11 protein-coding genes are annotated in these 13,634 nt (G+C 69.1%); 8 read left to right on the top strand and 3 right to left on the bottom strand.

Annotated elements, in window-relative coordinates:
- Positions 1 to 19 precede the first annotated feature (19 nt).
- The 4 genes from RM780_RS13445 (at position 20) to RM780_RS13430 (ending at position 4,052) form a co-directional block, all read left to right on the top strand.
- Positions 20 to 745: a DUF5819 family protein gene (locus tag RM780_RS13445; RefSeq protein ID WP_311630912.1), complete on the top strand. Its 726-nt coding sequence runs from the start codon at positions 20 to 22 to the stop codon at positions 743 to 745.
- A complete protein-coding gene (locus RM780_RS13440; protein WP_311630911.1) occupies positions 742 to 1,941 on the top strand; it encodes an HTTM domain-containing protein in 1,200 nt (399 codons plus the stop codon). Before RM780_RS13445 ends, RM780_RS13440 begins: the two co-directional genes overlap by 4 nt.
- Before the next feature lie 117 nt (positions 1,942 to 2,058).
- The gene (locus tag RM780_RS13435; RefSeq protein WP_311630910.1) at positions 2,059 to 2,748 is read left to right on the top strand and encodes a DUF5819 family protein; all 690 of its coding nucleotides are present in this window, start codon (positions 2,059 to 2,061) and stop codon (positions 2,746 to 2,748) included.
- Positions 2,745 to 4,052 carry an HTTM domain-containing protein gene (locus RM780_RS13430; RefSeq protein ID WP_311630909.1) on the top strand — a complete coding sequence of 436 codons (1,308 nt, stop codon included), beginning with the start codon at positions 2,745 to 2,747 and terminating at the stop codon, positions 4,050 to 4,052. The genes RM780_RS13435 and RM780_RS13430 overlap by 4 nt, the downstream gene beginning before the upstream one ends.
- Positions 4,053 to 4,319: 267 nt before the next feature.
- On the opposite strand, the gene RM780_RS13425 is transcribed toward RM780_RS13430, so the two are convergent.
- On the bottom strand, positions 4,320 to 5,378 hold the full coding sequence (locus tag RM780_RS13425) for a DUF6801 domain-containing protein (RefSeq protein ID WP_311630908.1): 1,059 nt from the start codon (positions 5,376 to 5,378) through the stop codon (positions 4,320 to 4,322).
- A gap of 722 nt (positions 5,379 to 6,100) precedes the next feature.
- Here RM780_RS13425 and RM780_RS13420 point away from each other — a divergent pair.
- Positions 6,101 to 7,477: a DUF6801 domain-containing protein gene (locus RM780_RS13420; protein WP_311630907.1), complete on the top strand. Its 1,377-nt coding sequence runs from the start codon at positions 6,101 to 6,103 to the stop codon at positions 7,475 to 7,477.
- 235 nt (positions 7,478 to 7,712) lie between these two features.
- On the opposite strand, the gene RM780_RS13415 is transcribed toward RM780_RS13420, so the two are convergent.
- Both RM780_RS13415 and RM780_RS13410 read right to left on the bottom strand, forming a co-directional pair.
- The gene (locus tag RM780_RS13415) at positions 7,713 to 8,291 is read right to left on the bottom strand and encodes a hypothetical protein (RefSeq protein WP_311630906.1); all 579 of its coding nucleotides are present in this window, start codon (positions 8,289 to 8,291) and stop codon (positions 7,713 to 7,715) included.
- A 137-nt stretch (positions 8,292 to 8,428) separates the two neighbouring features.
- Positions 8,429 to 9,706, bottom strand: a complete 1,278-nt coding sequence (locus tag RM780_RS13410; protein ID WP_311630905.1) for a helix-turn-helix domain-containing protein — start codon at positions 9,704 to 9,706, stop codon at positions 8,429 to 8,431.
- A 570-nt stretch (positions 9,707 to 10,276) separates the two neighbouring features.
- Between RM780_RS13410 and RM780_RS13405 the strand changes: the two genes are divergently transcribed.
- The 3 genes from RM780_RS13405 to RM780_RS13395 are packed head-to-tail and all read left to right on the top strand — an operon-like array spanning position 10,277 to position 13,585.
- On the top strand, positions 10,277 to 11,626 hold the full coding sequence (locus RM780_RS13405; RefSeq protein ID WP_311630904.1) for a DUF6801 domain-containing protein: 1,350 nt from the start codon (positions 10,277 to 10,279) through the stop codon (positions 11,624 to 11,626).
- A gap of 19 nt (positions 11,627 to 11,645) precedes the next feature.
- Positions 11,646 to 12,755: an ABC transporter ATP-binding protein gene (locus RM780_RS13400; protein ID WP_311630903.1), complete on the top strand. Its 1,110-nt coding sequence runs from the start codon at positions 11,646 to 11,648 to the stop codon at positions 12,753 to 12,755.
- Positions 12,752 to 13,585 carry an MlaE family ABC transporter permease gene (locus RM780_RS13395; protein WP_394812956.1) on the top strand — a complete coding sequence of 278 codons (834 nt, stop codon included), beginning with the start codon at positions 12,752 to 12,754 and terminating at the stop codon, positions 13,583 to 13,585. The genes RM780_RS13400 and RM780_RS13395 overlap by 4 nt, the downstream gene beginning before the upstream one ends.
- Positions 13,586 to 13,634 lie beyond the last annotated feature (49 nt).

The following is a 13,634-nucleotide window of genomic DNA, read 5'->3' as shown; positions in this document are numbered from 1 at the left end:
AAGTGAGAGACAACAAAGCATGCAACCTTCCGAGAAGCTGCGTCAAGTCGGAATAGTCCGTACTGAACCGGTCACGTTCGGTACGCTATCGCCGCTATCTCGTCTGATCCTGGCGGGGTTCGCACTCGCCGTCTCCTTGGCGAGCCTGGCGCACGCCGCCGCCGCGATCGTCTTCGTCGCGCCCTCCTCGAATGTGGCAATGGAACAGCACGGCGACGCCATCAATGATTACGTTCGTCCCGAATTCACGCGGAACTGGCGGCTCTTTGCCCCCAATCCCCCACAGGTCAATGTGCACGTCGAAGCCAGGGCCCAGACCCGCCGGGCTGACGGCGCACTCGTCACCACGCAGTGGGTCGATCTGACGGAGCAGGACAACGGGGCCATCCGGCACCAACTGCTGCCCAGCGTCTCCAACCAGGCCCAACTGCGGCGCGCCTGGCGTGTGTTCCGCGACACACACGATGAGGCCGGCACCCCGTTGACCCGGAGCGCCGCGCTCACCGAGGCGCAACTGCGCAGGCTGGTCCTGCGGCGTCTGGAAGGCGCGCCGGGCGTGGGAACCGATCTCGGCGCGGTCCGCCGCGTCCAGGTGCGCACCGCCTCCGCCTCCGTCGCGGCCCCGCCCTGGGAGTCCGTCCGGCGATCGACGGCGCCGGTGCGGCGGGAACTGCCCTGGTGGACGGTGCGGCCCGAGGACCTCCCGGGCGAAACCGCGGGGACCGCGGCAGGGGAGAACCGATGAGCATCGCGGACCGGGCGTCGGCCGGGGCCGGCAGGCTTCTGGAACGGGTGGCCTCCCGCGCCGCGGGCCCCCACCAGAGCGCCGTGGTGCGGATCGGCATCGCCTTCACCTGGTTGCTCTTTCTTCTCCGGGAGCTCCCGCACCGGGAAGACCTGTGGGGGCCGGACTCCTCCTGGGGGCTCGATCTGGCTGGCCCGGCACTCGCCGAGTCCGGAGGCTTCAGCGTCTTCATGTGGTCCGAGTCGGACCTCTGGTTCGAGTTCTGCTACTTCCTGGGGATCGCCGCGTCCGCCGCGCTCCTGCTCGGCTGGCGCACGCGCACCGCGTCCGTGATCTTCATGGTGATGGTGGTGTCCCTGCAGAGCCGCAGCCAGCACCTGGGCGGGGCGGGCGAGAACCTGATCCGCCTGGTGTCGCTCTATCTGGTCCTCACGCGGTGCGGACAGGTGTGGTCACTGGATGCCCGCCGTGCGGCCCGCCGGACCGACGCGCCGTCCGACCGGCAGGGCATCGGTCTATGGCTGGTGACCGGCGGGGCTCTCGCCCTGTCCACCGCGGGCGGCGACCTCGACAGCCGCGGCTGGCTCATCGTTCTCTGGGGACTGTGGGCGGTGCACGCGCTGTGGTGGGCGGTGAGCCGCCGACTGCCGGGCGAGCCCCGAACCGTGCTGCAGTGTGCCGGCCACCTGGTGCACAACGCCGCGCTGCTCATGGTCATGTTCGAGGTCTGCCTGATCTACGCCAGCGCGGGTTGGTACAAGATCCAAGGCACGCGATGGCAGGACGGGACCGCCGTCTACTACACCATGCACCTGGACAACTATGGGTCGTGGCCGGAGGTGGGTGACCTGCTGTCCAGCAGCTGGACCCTTGTGCTGCTGATGACCTACGGCACGGTCCTCATGCAGGTGGCCTTCCCCTTCACGGTACTCAATCGCCGGGTCAAGAACGTGCTGCTGGTCTGTCTGATCGCGGAGCACGTGGCGATCGGTGTGCTGATGGCCCTGCCGTTCTTCTCCATGGCGATGATCGCCGTGGACATCGTCTTCCTGCCCACGCCCTTCCTCATCGCCGTCGGCGACCGGGTCGGGCGCCTGCGCGATCGCGTCGTCCGGCGCAGGGGCGCGCCCAGCCCGGCGGGAGAGGGGCCTGCGCGGCGGCCGCAGCTCGTCGGCGGGGCTCCACCTGCTGGCTGAGCAGGGAGAAGCCGGAATTTATCACTTGCGAACAATGGTGCGGAGGCCCGGAACTGGTAGAGGCTACTCGGACGTAAAGTGCCGGAACTTCGACGGACATGGGGAGATCTGCAAACTATGAAACCGCCCGAGGCCCGGGGGCAGGCGGCGTCGGCGCAGACCGGTGAACCCCGCTTCAGCGCCCTCTCACCGCCGACCCAGGCCATCATCGCCGTCGTCGCCGCGACGATGGCGCTCGCGGCCGTCGTTCACATGGCGGTCGCCATCTTCTACGTCGCCCCGTCCGAGAACACCGTGATGGACCAGTACGGCGAGGAGATCCGGGAGTACGTGACCCCGGAGTTCACCCGCAACTGGCAGCTCTTCGCGCCGGACCCCACGCAGGTCAACGTGCACCTGCAGGCGCGCGCACGCGTACGCGCGGACAACGGCGTCGAGACCACCGGCTGGATCGACCTCAGCGCCCGGAACCACGACGAGATGCGGCACAATCTGCTGCCGAGCAAGACCATGAACACCCAGCTCCGGCGTGCGTGGTCCTTCTACCAGGGATCCCACGACGAAGAGGGCAACCCGGAGACCGCCGGCGCACCGGTTGCGGAGATCTATCTCCACCGGATCGCCCTTGAGCGGCTCGGGGAGGATTTCGGCAGCGACTCCATCGAACGCATCCAGCTCAGGCTTCAGACCACCAGGCCGGACCCGCCGCCGTGGACCGACAGGCAGGGCAACGACACGCCGACGTACCAGGTGCTGGAGTGGTGGGCCCCTGACAGCGGCGCCCGTATCGAGGAGGCCACCTCATGAGCGCATCGACGAGGAACGCGGCCCGGAGCGGAGCCGCACCGAACCGCGACGAGGAACGGTCGTTGCCGGTCCGCTGGCTCGATACCGTGACCGGCCGGTCCCTGGCGCCCTACCAGACGGCGGTCGTCCGTATCGGCATCTCCCTCACCTGGCTCTGTGTGCTGATCCGGGAAATTCCTCATCGGCACACGCTCTACGGCCCGGACAGCCCGTGGAGCATGGAACTTGCCGAGCGGGCTCTGTCCGGTTACGACGGCTTCACGGTCCTCATGTGGTCGAGCTCCGATCTGTGGTTCGAGGTCGTCTATTTCCTGGGCATCGCCGCCTCCGCGGCCATGCTGATCGGCTGGCGGACGCGCGCCATGTCGGTACTGGTCATGGTCCACGTCTTCTCGCTCCAGCAGCGCAGCCCCTATGTCGGCGACGGCGGAGACATGGTCCTCAAGCTGATGACCATCTACCTGGCCTTCGTCGGCTGCGCACAGGTGTGGTCACTGGATGCCCGCCGGAGAGCCAGGGCCGAGGAACGAGGCCGCTCGGGCGGCGTGGACATCACCGGCATCGTGCTCTGGGCTCTCCTCGGAGCCGGCCTGACCGTGGCCACGACGACGGGTGACCTGGACAGGCCACGCTGGGTCGTCGCCCTGTGGGCCCTGTGGGTCGCACAGGCCGTCTGGTGGGCGGCGGGGCGCTGGGCCGCCGGAGAGTTCCGGAACGCCATCACGGCGCTCCGCAACCTGTTCCACAACATCGTCCTGCTCATCATGATGTTCGAGGTCTGCCTGATCTACGCCACCTCCGGCTGGTACAAGATCCAGGGATCGCGCTGGCAGGACGGGACGGCCGTCTACTACCCGATGAACGTGGATGACTACGCGCCCTGGCCGGAGATCTCGAACCTGCTGTCCGGCAACTGGGCTCTGGTGCTGCTGATGACCTACGGCACCGTCTTCGTCCAGGTGGCCTTCCCCTTCACCCTGCTCAATCGCCGGGTCAAGAACGTGCTGCTGGTCTGTCTGATCGCGGAGCACGTGGCGATCGGTGTGCTGATGGCCCTGCCGTTCTTCTCCATGGCGATGATCGCGGCGGACATCATCTTCCTGCCCACGGCCTTCCTCCTGCTCCTCGATGACCGCGTCAAGCGCCTCCTCAAACGTTGGTTCCCCCGGAGCGGGCGGCAGGAAGCGACCGTGCCCGCCGGGAGAGGCTCAGGGAAAACATCGAAGGCCCCGCAAGGAAAGCGCGCGACCAAGCCGGGGAAGCCGGACGGCGGCGCACGCAAGCCCCAGCCCCAAGCCTCCTGACGTCGAGTCGCTCCGAACCGCAGACGCCCTTGCCGGCGGCCGAAGGGCCGCCGGCAAGGGCGTCTGCGTCTCCTCACCCGAAGGCCGCTCCGAACGCCTGCCGTGCTGACCGGTCCCGCACGGTACGCGGGACTCCTGGCGTCCGGGCCGAGACGGCCCCTGCCGCCACGTCCTGTGCCCGGCGGACAAACGTCCGCCGGGCCCGGAGCGAACGCTCCGGGCCCGGCGGCCTGAGGGTTGTGCGATGAGGGCTGTGCTATGAGCGTGTCAGGCGGACAGCTCGGACCGGCGACGCATCGCGCGGGGCAGCACGGTGAGGGCCGCGCCACCCGCGAGCATCGTCGCGGCGCCGATGATCATCAGACCGGTGTTGTCGCCGGAGCCGGTCTGGGCCAGGCCGCCGCCGCTGGTGCCACCGGAGGAGCCGAAGCTGGTGCCACCCGTGCTGGTGGTCCCGCCACTGCCGCCGGTGGTCTGAGGTGCAGGAGCCGAGTCACCGGCGGGGTCTTCGCCCGCGGGGTCCTCACCGGCGGGGTCTTCGCCCGCGGGGTCCTCACCGGCGGGGTCTTCGCCCGCGGGGTCCTCACCGGCGGGGTCTTCGCCCGCGGGGTCCTCACCGGCGGGGTCCTCACCGGCAGGGTCCTCACCGGCGGGGTCCTCACCAGCGGGGTCCTCACCGGCGGGGTCTTCGCCCGCGGGGTCCTCACCGGCGGGGTCTTCGCCCGCGGGGTCCTCACCGGCGGGGTCCTCACCGGCGGGGTCTTCGCCCGCGGGGTCCTCACCGGCAGGATCGCCGCCACCCTCGCCGATCTGGAACTCGTGGATCGTCACCTCGGCCGGGTCCTGGGTGCACTCCGGGTTGAAGGTGCCCAGCTGAGTCGGCTCCCCGTTGGCCAGGAGCGGAGTCAGCGACATCGAGAGGCCGTTGACGATGATCCGGCCGGTGCCCTCCTGGGAGAACGTCAGCGCCGGAGCCTCACCGGAGAAGGCAACCTCGAACCCGTTGTACGGAGACGGCGGGATCTCGGTGTCTTCCAGCTCGACGGGGAGCGCGATGGGCAGGTTGCCCTCCGGGACGTCCACGACGATCGAGGACTCGGAGGTGCCGGTGAGCGTCGCGGCCTGCACCAGGCCGAGGCCGTTGTGCGCCGCGGCGCCGACCGAGGCCGTACCCGTGACGGAGATGGGCGGAGTGGTCTCGCCCACGCCGATCTGCGACGGGATGTCCGTCTCGATGTGGACCTCGATCGGCTGGTTGCCCACCAGCGGGAACGGACAGCTGTAGGACAGGTCCGCCTCGATCGGCTCGGCAGAGGCGGTGTTCATACCGGCGAACACCATGAAGCCGCCGGCAGCGATGGTGGTCGCTGCCAGGACCGAAGTCGCCCGCGCCCCCCTCGTCTTCTTGTGCGTTGCCATGTAGCGCCCTTCGTCTTCGCTAGATTGACACAAGCCGCGGATCCGTCTCCCCCGGAATTCTCGATATGACGGACGCCACTCAGTCACTTGCGTTTCGGAGGGGTAAACTACTCAGCGGTATCCTCAGGGGTCAAGACTTGGGACGCCTCCCCGCTTTTTTGTCAAGCAAGTGAGTGGTGAGGGTTCGGCACTTGTCACGTGACGCAGAGTCCGCGCCGCTCGCCCGGCGCCGCCCCGGATGCCCCGGGACCGCACCCGCCGGCCCCGCCTCCACCCGCCATGGTTGGCTGCCTGTGATGAAGGCCACCGTCCCGTTGCTCACCAGGGCACAAGAAATAACCCAAGTACCCCTGGTCTGGTGGAGACTGCCGTGAAACACCTTGACCGCCCCAAATACCGGCCAGTAGTTTACCGGCGCGAAACGAAGTCGGTTTCGGAATGCCGGAACCGATTGCGTTCAAGCATGAGGTGATCCGTTCTCAGCGCAGTGAGCGGCACGAGCTCGTGTCTCTCTCTCGCATCACGAGAGGTAGCTCATGGGAGCTCATAAAAAATCGAGAAAATTCAAGGCGACGGTGGCGGTCTCCGCCACTGCCCTTGTCGGCGGCGGCCTCGTTGCCATCGCCGGTGTGACCTCCGCGTCGGCCGTGCCGATCGCGGCGGACCTGTCCTACAGCTGTCCGTTCCCCCTCGTTGGCAACCAGCCCATCGAGGTCCACATCGAGACGGACATCCCCGACACGATCGCTGTCGGTGAGCAGACCCCGCCCATCGACGTGACTGGTACGGCTGCGGTCGGTCCCGCCGCGCACAACGGCCTCGGCCTCGTCCAGTCCGCGACGCTGACCGGTTCCGCGACGTCGGCCATCACCGTCGACGTTCCCGGCATCCGGCTGCCCATCCAGCTGCCGATCGCGCTGGAGGACACCCCGATCCCGCCGGCCCCGTACAACGGGTTCGAGATCCCCTTCGCGGGTTCGGCTCCGGCCCTCACCTTCGCCGAGGCCGGTACCGGTGTGATCACGGTGGACGACCTCCGCATGGAGATCACCCCGCTGACCGCGTCCGGCGAGCCCACCGGTCTGGGCACCTTCACCCCGGACTGCACCCCGGTCCCGAATGAGCCCGTGCAGATCCACGAGTTCGAGATCACCGACGGAGGTGGCGGCGACCCGGCTGGTGAGGACCCCGCTGGTGAGGACCCCGCTGGTGAGGACCCTGCCGGTGAGGACCCTGCCGGTGAGGACCCTGCCGGTGAGGACCCTGCCGGTGAGGACCCTGCCGGTGAGGACCCTGCCGGTGAGGACCCCGCTGGTGAGGACCCCGCTGGTGAGGACCCCGCTGGTGAGGACCCCGCTGGTGAGGACCCTGCCGGTGAGGACCCTGCCGGTGAGGACCCCGCTGGTGAGGACCCCGCCGGTGAGGACCCCGCCGGTGAGGACCCCGCCGGTGAGGACCCCGCCGGTGAGGACCCGGGTGGCCCGGGTGGCGGCGTCATCGACTACGGCTTCAACCTGACCGGCACCTCGCACATCGGTGCCGCCAACGGCGACGTGCCGCTGACGGGTAGCCTGGACGCCCAGTTCAACCTGGCGGACAACTCCTACGAGGCCGACCTCCGTCTGGACCCGACCTCGGGCCGGATGAACATCCTGGGCTTCCTGCCCGTCACCGCCTCCGTGGAGTTCGGCCAGGCCGGCCCCACGACCGGTACGCTGATCGGCGGTGTTCTCGAGGCCACGGCCCCGGTGGACATCTACCTGCCCAGCTTCCGGGTCTTCGGCGTCCTGCCGATCGGTGGCGGCGAGGACTGCCGTTCCAGCGAGACCTCGCAGATCGAGCTGACCTCGACCGGCGAGTTCTTCAACCCGCTGGACGGCGGCGAGATGGCCGGCACCTACGAGATCGCGCCGCTGGTGGACTGCGGGTTCCTCAACCCCATCATCAGCATCTTCGCGCAGGGCTCGAACAACACCCTCACCATCAACCTGGACCCGACCTCCTGAAGCTCTGAGCGACAGGATCTCGGCCCAGTGAGGTCATGAGGTAACAGCAAAAGAATTGGCCCTCGCCGCCCCGTGCGGCGGGGGCCAATTCCCTTTCCGGGGAAGGGCTCGCTCCGCTCATGCCGACCGGCCGGCCGCAGCTCCGGCGGGTGGAGAATCCCCCGCACACAGTTCGAGGCCCCCGCCGTATCCCACGGCGGGGGCCTCGTCCCTTGTCCGGTAGCGGACGAACCTTTTACTGCTGGTCCATGGCCGTGCAATTCTCGGCCTCGGCGAAAGCCGCGCCCAATTCCTCGTTCTCCTGGAAGGGAGCCATCACGTCCAGGCTCTGCTGCTCCTCCAGGCTGGTCTCGAACTGGGCCAGCGCCTCGTTCAGGGCCTCCGGGTCGTTCTCCACCTGGGCATCGGCCAGGTCGGCGCTCGCCGCGTCCAGGGACTCCCGGGCCTGCGTGATCGCCTGAAGCGCCTCGTCGTAAGCGGCCTGGCCGTCCTCGACCGGGGGCGCGCCCTGCTCCTCAAGGCTCGTGCCGAAGCTCTCCAGGCCGGCACCCATGCTTTGGAAGAAGTTGACGTATTCCTCCTGGCTCTGCGCCGGGTCCTGAGAGGGATCCGCGGTCGGGGTGTCGAGCGTCCCCTGGAGATCCTGCATGTTGCCGCAGAAGGCGTCCGCCCAGTCGATGGCCTCGGCGCTCGCCGTGATCTGAGGCTCCTCCGGCTCCTCGTTGCCGTTATTCGAATCGCTGTCGGAGCCGCACGCGGCGAGGGAGATACCGACCGCGGATACCAGCGCAATGCTGGATATCAGACGACGCACCACAGTCCCCTTTCATGAATGGGTAAGCGCTGGAAGACGCTACTGGCCAGTGAATTAGAGGACAAGCGTCCGTCCCTTGAATGCTGGCGCAAGAAGGCCGATTGTCATCGGATGACAACAATCGGCCTCGTGGGTTGTCAGCCGAGCGAGCGGCTGAGCGAGGGCTTCTGCCCGGCGGCCAGCTGCCGGGCGAGGGGAAGCACCGTGGCCTTCTCCCGCAGGAGCAGGGCGCGCAGCACCGATTCGGTGGCGAAGCGCTGGTCCGGGTCGCTCAGGCGGCGCGAACCGAAGATCCGCTCCAGGTTGCGCATCCGGTACCGCACCGTCTGCGGGTGCAGGTGCAGCAGGTCCGCCATCTCCACCGCGTTGCCGCGCGTGGTGTGCCAGGCCCGCAGCGTCTCGATCAGCCGCTCGCGCTGCGTCTCGGTCAGCTCCGCCAGGGGCGCGAGCTGCCGGCGCGCGAGCTGCTCGGTCAGCGAGGGGTCGGCCAGCAGCCACAGCGTGACGAGGTGGTCGTCGCACATGATCAGGGGGCCGTCGTCCTCGATGATGCCGGTCTCCGCGAGCTGGAGCGCCTGCCGGGCCCAGCGCAGCGAGTCCGCCGCGTCCTCCAGCGGCACGGTGAGCCCGATGACCGCGCGGGTGCTGGAGAGCGCCGTCTCCAGCGAGGCCCGGCGCAGCTCGTCCAGCGTGCCCGGGATGAGGAGGTGCGGCTGCGGGTCGGAGAGGTCGACCAGCGCGTCGGCGTCCAGCTCGTCGCGCATGAGCTGCGGGTCGGGCGCGAGGGCCACCATGGTGACCTCGTCGGGCAGCGGCCAGCCGGTCCGCTCGGCGAGCTCGGTCACCTTCGCCCGCGGCGCGGCCGGGCCGGCCAGGATCAGGCGCAGCAGCCGGCGGCGCTCGCTCTCCAGTTGCTGGATCAGCTCGGTCTGGGCCTTGACGGCCACGTATCCCTCGCGCGCGACCTCGATCAGCTCGTCGATGTAGGCGAAGAGGGCGTCCGCGAAGGCCAGCATCAGCGCGGGGGAGAGGCTGTAACGCTTGCCCACCCGCTTCCCGGCCCGGAGAGCGACGCGGGCGCCGATCTGGAACGAGGCGCGCAGCGTGTCGAGCGAGTGCCCGGACAGGGCCTCGCAGCGCCCGAGCCGCCGGCACATCTCGTCACGGCGCGCGGTGGAGGTGGTGGGGTCCGCGACCTGGTCGACGAACGTGCTCAGGATCTGCTCGACACACGCCTGGATCGCACGTCCGTAGGGACCGTTCAAGAACTTCGTGTGCTCGGGGTTGCTCCGCCGGATCTCTTCGCCTATCTCGCGGATCAGGGTCGGCAACTCGGCGCGCATGATGGCGGCGAGCTCCTTGGGGATGGGCCCCAGTGGCTCGAGCGCCTGGTGCTTCGACACGGTGGTGGTCATTCTGTGCCCCTCACTCCGCCCAGTGCGGACGCCGGTGGCCGGCTGACACGGGACGATCCGACCTCGGCATCCGCGGATCGTCCTTGATCGCGGCCGGTTGCGCAACGACGCGACGCGTCCCAAGCGTCGTAGCTCGCAGCAACATAGAACACGTTGGGCCCATTGCGCAGTACTCAGAACAAGGTCATCTCAATTCAACTACTGACCGGTAGTGTCAACCTGCGGGTCAGAACTTGCTCACCGGCTGACAACGAGGCACCCTGGCCGCTGCGCCCCGGCGCAAGGGCGGTCACGGGCCCGAAAGTCTTCCGTGGATTCTTGGGGACGACCATTGCGTTTGAGGTTACCCGTACGTAACGTCACCATCCGCGAGACGCCGACGGAGGCGAAAGCCCCGGTCGGACTGCTCGCGAGCACATTGCCCGTCCGTGTTGATCCAGGCCGAGGAGCGCGATGAAGCGGGGTACTTTGAACCGGCGGCGGGGGGCGCGCATAGCCGCCGTCGGGGTCGGTGGTGCTCTCGTGTTCGCCCTCATCCAGGCCTCGGGCTCTGCCACCCAGGATCAGGACGTGGCCACGACCGTCGCCTACGCCTGCGGCTTCCCCGCGGGTGAGGCGACGGTCGACGTCGGCTTCGCCGGTACCTTCCCCACCGCCGGCGAAGCCGACCAGCCCTTCACCCCGGGCGAACTCAGCGTGACCGTTCCCCTCGACCGCACCTCCCTCGGCGACGCTCTCGCCGCGGAGGCGACGACGGTGGGCGGAAGCGGAACGCTGATCACCCCGGTCATGCAGAACGACGCCAGCGCGCCCGTCGCGTGGCCCGGCCTCACCGCCGAGCCGGCGGAGCTGGCCGCGGAGGGCGCCACCGAGCTGACCCTCGCCGCCCCCGGCCCCGAGGTCCGGCCCACGGGCTCGGGGGACTTCGCGTTCTACGCCGGGCCGCTGTCCCTGAGCCTGGAGGCCGGGGACGCCGAGCCGATCGCCGTGGAATGTACCGTGGCGGACGGCCAGGACGTCCCCGCCACCGAGCTGGCGACGGTCGCCGTCGAGAGCCCGGAAGGGGAGGACGGCGGCCAGTCGCAGGAGCAGGACGCGCCGTCCGCCGCGGAGGCCCAGCGCCAGGCGCCGGCCGACGGGCAGCAGGCGGCGCCGCAGGATGATGTCAGGCCGCTGTCGACGAGCTGTGTGCAGACGCCGCCGTCGCCGGATGACTTCGACCGCTCGCTGTTCCCCGCGGCACCCAGCGGACTCACCCTGACGGAACCCTCGGTCCGCCCCGACAATCACGGATGCGCGATTGCCGCCGGCTTTGCCGGGGTCCGTAAGCTCCAGGGGTCCACCATCGTCAACGACCCATCCGGCGGAGCGCCCCAGACGGCCAACGTGCTGGCCACGTTCCGGTTCGGCAGCACGCCGGACCAGTACTTCGAGCAGTGGACGGTCGTGGAACTGTCGCTGCCACCGGCTCGCTCCACCTTCCTGAATTTTGGGTTCGTACCGGTCACGGCCACGATCCAGTTCGAAACGGGGCCGGCCAGCCTGCTCACCGTGCAGCAGCCTGGGGAGAACCCCGTCACTTATGTCGCCTTCGAGCAGACGCTCCGCGCCTCGGATGTCCGGGTCAATGGGGTGCCGCTCGATGTTGGCTCGAACTGCCGCTCGGCCCGGCCGATGCAGGTGATGCTCGAGAGCGAGGGCGACTACCAGGTCCTCAATGGCGGCGTCATCAGCGGCGAGGTGGAGATTCCCCCCTTCAGCGGCTGCGGCGTCGCGGAGGACCTGGACCGGCTCCTGACCGCCACCATCTCCGGACCGGGCAACCCCGTCCGGTTCCGGCAGAGCCCGCTGTGCGCCCCCGCTGCGGAGTGCACCCCCGGCTCCGACCGCTTGCCCATACCTGAACTGCCCGAACTCTGACCTGTCCCCGGGAGGTGTGATGGGAGTCGAAGTCACCATCGAAGGCCTGACCAAGTCCTTCGGTCGACAGAACATCTGGGAGGACCTGACGCTCACACTGCCGGCGGGAGAGGTCAGCGTGATGCTCGGCCCCTCCGGCACGGGCAAGACCGTCTTCCTCAAGTCGCTCGTCGGCCTGCTCAAGCCCGAGCGCGGCCGTGTCCTCGTCGATGGCGTGGACATGGTCAACAGCCCGACCAAGGACATCTTCGAGGCCCGCAAGAAGTTCGGCCTGATGTTCCAGGACGGCGCCCTGTTCGGCTCCATGAACCTCTTCGACAACATCGCGTTCCCCCTGCGCGAGCACACGAAGAAGAAGGAGTCGGAGATCCGCGACATCGTCATGGAGCGGATGGAGATCGTCGGTCTCCTCGGCTCCGAGGGGAAGCTCCCCGGCGAGATATCCGGCGGCATGCGCAAGCGCGCCGGCCTGGCCCGCGCGCTCGTGCTCGACCCGGAGATCATCCTCGTCGACGAGCCGGACTCCGGTCTGGACCCGGTCCGCACCAGCTACATCTCGCAGCTGATGATCGACCTGAACGCCCAGATCGACGCCACGATGCTGATCGTCACGCACAACCTGGAGATCATCAGCACCGTGCCCGACAACATGGGCATGCTCTACCGCCGCAGGCTCGTCACCTTCGGCCCGCGCGAGCTGCTGCTCACCAGCGCGGACCCGGCCGTCGCCCAGTTCCTCAGCGGCAGCCGCGCCGGCCCCATCGGCATGGCGGAGGAGAAGGACGCGGCGACCATCGCGATGGAGACCCGCAACGGCCTCTCCGCGCACACGAACAAGCCGCGCCCGCTCGTTCCGCAGCTCGACCCCACCCCGGGCATGCCGCCGCGGATGGCGGTCCTGCGCCGCAAGAAGCGCGTCTCGGGCATGCTGCACACGCTGCCGCCCGCCGCGCGCCAGGCCATCGAAGCCACCCTGACGCCCAGCGAGGCCGGCTACCCGCCCGGCGCGCCGACGCAGCAGCTTCCGGGCGTTCCGGCCCACGGCCCGGCCCCGGCCGCGCCCGCCGCTCACCACGGTCACCCGGGCCACCCCGGACAGGGAGGAAACCCCGGAGGACAGTGGACGTGACGGCGCCCCCGCCACCGGCAGCAGCACCACAGGTTCAGGAGGTGAAGCCGGCCCGGCAGCCACTGCCGGGCCTCGGCCTCCTGCGCCAGACCGGCGACATGTTCCTGCTGGGCATGCAGGTGTTCCGGTTGATGTTCAAACGGCCGTTCCAGGTCCGGGAGTTCGTCGAGCAGTTCTGGTTCATCGCCAGCGTGACGATCTTCCCGGCCTGCCTGGTGGCGATCCCGTTCGGCGCGGTCATCTCCCTGCAGATCGGGTCGCTCACCGAGCAGTTCGGCGCGCAGTCCTTCACCGGTGGCGCCAGCGTGCTGGCCGTGCTCCAGCAGGCCAGCCCGCTGATCGTGGCGCTGCTGGCGGCCGGCGTCGCCGGGTCGGCCATCTGCGCCGACCTCGGCGCCCGCAAGATCCGCGAGGAGCTGGACGCCATGGAGGTCATGGGCATCTCGCCCGTGCACCGCCTGGTCGTCCCGCGGGTGCTGGCCACCATCTGCGTCGCGGTGCTGCTCAACGGCCTGGTGTCGGTGGTCGGCACGGCCGGCGGTTACTTCTTCAACGTCGTCATGCAGGGCGGAACGCCCGGTGCCTACGTCTCCAGCTTCTCCTCGCTCGCCCAGATCACGGACCTCTACATCAGCGAGATCAAGGCCGTCATCTTCGGGTTCGTCGCCGGCATCGTCGCGGCGCACCGCGGGCTCAACCCGCGCGGCGGCCCCAAGGGCGTGGGCGAGGTCGTGAACCAGGCCGTGGTCATCGCGTTCACCCTGCTCTTCTTCCTGAACCTGATCCTGAGCGCGATCTACCTCCAGATCGTGCCGCCGAGGGTGGGCTGAGCGTGACCCTGCTGGAAAACGACCAGGCCGCCGGGCAGCCCAAGCCGCC

Origin of the sequence: Streptomyces boetiae (assembly GCF_031845405.1) — a bacterium.
GTDB lineage: Bacteria > Actinomycetota > Actinomycetes > Streptomycetales > Streptomycetaceae > Streptomyces > Streptomyces boetiae.
The sequence above is the reverse complement of the archived record's forward strand: the minus strand, read 5'-3'. Positions and strand labels throughout refer to the sequence as shown.

Excerpts from the sequence above, each read along its gene's own strand:
- RM780_RS13445 (WP_311630912.1), top strand. The coding sequence starts at position 20 with ATGCAACCTTCCGAGAAGCTGCGTCAAGTCGGAATAGTCCGTACTGAA.
- RM780_RS13440 (WP_311630911.1), top strand. The coding sequence starts at position 742 with ATGAGCATCGCGGACCGGGCGTCGGCCGGGGCCGGCAGGCTTCTGGAA.
- RM780_RS13435 (WP_311630910.1), top strand. The coding sequence starts at position 2,059 with ATGAAACCGCCCGAGGCCCGGGGGCAGGCGGCGTCGGCGCAGACCGGT.
- RM780_RS13430 (WP_311630909.1), top strand. The coding sequence starts at position 2,745 with ATGAGCGCATCGACGAGGAACGCGGCCCGGAGCGGAGCCGCACCGAAC.
- RM780_RS13425 (WP_311630908.1), bottom strand. The coding sequence starts at position 5,378 with ATGAACACCGCCTCTGCCGAGCCGATCGAGGCGGACCTGTCCTACAGC.
- RM780_RS13410 (WP_311630905.1), bottom strand. The coding sequence starts at position 9,706 with ATGACCACCACCGTGTCGAAGCACCAGGCGCTCGAGCCACTGGGGCCC.
- RM780_RS13400 (WP_311630903.1), top strand. The coding sequence starts at position 11,646 with ATGGGAGTCGAAGTCACCATCGAAGGCCTGACCAAGTCCTTCGGTCGA.